At 71.1% G+C, this 2,515-nt stretch carries 2 protein-coding genes; both read left to right on the top strand.

Annotated features, from left to right (window positions below):
- Positions 1 to 35: 35 nt before the first annotated feature.
- Complete coding sequence (locus ACFYE3_RS18965; RefSeq protein ID WP_387612010.1) at positions 36 to 1,316, top strand: NAD(P)/FAD-dependent oxidoreductase; 1,281 nt, start codon at positions 36 to 38, stop codon at positions 1,314 to 1,316.
- A 69-nt stretch (positions 1,317 to 1,385) separates the two neighbouring features.
- On the top strand, positions 1,386 to 2,515 hold a 1,130-nt coding region (locus ACFYE3_RS18960), incomplete at its 3' end, for an aromatic ring-hydroxylating oxygenase subunit alpha (protein WP_387612008.1).

The raw sequence follows: 2,515 nt of genomic DNA, 5'->3' as shown, positions 1-2,515 counted from the left end.
GTCGTCCGTTGTCTGTCTCTTGAAAGGGGTCCTTCATGGAGTCCCTCGTCATTGTCGGGGCGTCCCTGGCCGGTCTGTCGGCCGCCCGGGCCGCGCGTAGTCTCGGGTTCGCCGGTCGGCTGGTGATCATCGGTGATGATCCGGCCCGTCCCTACGACCGTCCGCCGCTGTCCAAGGACTTCCTGGCGGGGCGGATCGAGGCCGCCGACCTGGCCCTGGAGACCGACACCGACGCCCTGGAGGCGGAGTGGATCCTCGGGACCCGGGCGGTGTCCTTCGACGCGGCCACCCGCATGGTGCACCTGGAGGACGGGCGCATGGTCCACGCCGAGGCCCTGGTCATCGCCACCGGCGCCTCGCCCCGGTCGCTGCCTCAGATCGCGGAGGCCGACAACGTGGTGACCCTGCGCACCATCGACGATGCGCAGAAGCTGCGCGCCCTGGTGCGCGCCGGAGGCCGGATGGTGGTCGTGGGCGCGGGCTTCATCGGCGCCGAGGTCGCCTCCACCGCCCACGCCCTGGGCCTGGAGGTCACCGTGCTGGAGAAGTCCCCCACCCCGCTGTGCGGGCCGCTGGGGGCGCAGCTGGGCGCGGTCGTGGCCGGGCTGCACGAGCGCGCCGGGGTGGAGCTGATCTGCGGGGCCGACATCGCCGAGTTCGAGCTCGCCGGCGGGTCCGTGGCCGCGGTGCGCCTGGTCGGCGGGCGGGTGCTGCCCGCCGACGTGGTGGTCGTGGGCATCGGGGCGGTGCCCAACACCGCCTGGCTGGAGGGCTCCGGGATCGAGCTGGGCAACGGCGTGGTCTGCGACGCGGTCGGGGCCACCAGCATCCCCGGGGTCGTCGCGGTCGGCGACTGCGCCGCGTGGTGGGAGCCGGTCACCGGCCGCCACCAGCGGGTGGAGCACTGGACCGGGGCCGCCCAGCGCCCGGCGGTGGCCGTGGGCGCGCTGCTGGGCGCGGACCCGGCGACCCTGCCGGCGGTGAAGCCCCCCTACTTCTGGTCCGACCAGTACGGCACCCGCCTGCAGTTCGCCGGCGACGCCTCCCGCAGCGACCGGGTGGCCTACGAGCACGGCGGCCCCGGCGAGGATTCCCTGCTGGCCGTCTACTACGCCGGGGAGCACCCGGTGGCGGTGCTGGCCTGGAACCAGACCAAACTGTTCTGCCGCTGGCGCAAGACCCTCGAGAAGCTCTCCGCCGCAGCCGCGGGGACGCCTGCCCCCCAGAGCGCAGCAGCCCCGGCCGTCGCCGCCGCGGTGGCCGCCGCCGCCCCGGCCGCCACCGCAGCGGCCGCCGCGGCCCCGGTGGCCGTCTGATCCCTTCCACCCCTTCCACCCGTTCCGCAGCACACCACCTGTTCCGCAGCACACCGCAAGGAGTTCACGTTGTCCACCAATGTCGTCTCGGAGTCCCTGATCTCCACCCTGCCCGGGTCCACCTACGTGGACGAGGCCGTGTTCCGCGCCGAGCAGGAACGCATCTTCGAGCAGATGTGGTTCTGCGCCGTGCGCGCCGGCGACCTCGACAAGCCCGGCGCCTTCCGCACCGTGCAGATCGGCCGCGAGTCCATCATCATCACCCGCAACCGCAAGCACGGCATCCGCGCGTTCTACAACATCTGCCGCCACCGCGGCGTGAAGCTGTGCATGGAGGAGACCGGCGAGGCCGGCCGCTCCTTCCAGTGCCCCTACCACGCCTGGACCTACGACTTCGACGGCAAGCTCATCGCCGCCCCCAACCTCACCAAGATGCCCGACATCGACCGCCAGGAATACGGACTGGTCACCGTGCCGGTGCGGGAGTACCTCGGCTACGTCTGGGTCTGCCTGGCCGAGAACCCGCCCTCCTTCGAGGAGGACGTCATGGGCGACATCCAGGACCGCCTCGGCGACACCCAGGCCATCGAGGGCTACGACATCGCCAACCTCTCCCTGGGCCGGCGCATCACCTACGACGTGAAGGCCAACTGGAAGCTCATCATCGAGAACTTCATGGAGTGCTACCACTGCGCCACCATCCACCCCGAGCTCACCGAGGTGCTGCCCGAGTTCGCCGACGGCCTCGCCGCCCAGTACTTCGTCGGCCACGGCGCGGAGTTCGGCGACGACGTCCTGGGCTTCACCGTCGACGGCTCCGAGGGCCTGGACAAGCTCCCCGGCGTCGACGAGGACCACGACCGCCGCTACTACGCGATCACCGTCCGCCCCACCGTGTTCGTCAACCTCGTGCCCGACCACGTGATCATCCACCGGATGTTCCCGATGGCCCCCGACCACACCATCGTGGAGTGCGACTGGCTCTACCTGCCCTCCGTCGTGGACTCCGGCAAGGACGTCACCGCCTCCGTGGAGCTCTTCCACCGCGTCAACCAGCAGGACTTCGACGCCTGCGAACGCTGCCAACCCGCCATGAACTCCAAGGTCTACGCCCAGGGCGGAGTCCTCGTGCCCTCCGAACACCACATCGGCGCCTTCCACGACTGGATCACCGACAAAGTCGGCGACGTCGTCCCCAC

It is taken from the genome of Kocuria arenosa (genome assembly GCF_042879215.1).
Lineage (GTDB): Bacteria > Actinomycetota > Actinomycetes > Actinomycetales > Micrococcaceae > Kocuria > Kocuria arenosa.
The sequence above is the reverse complement of the archived record's forward strand: the minus strand, read 5'-3'. Positions and strand labels throughout refer to the sequence as shown.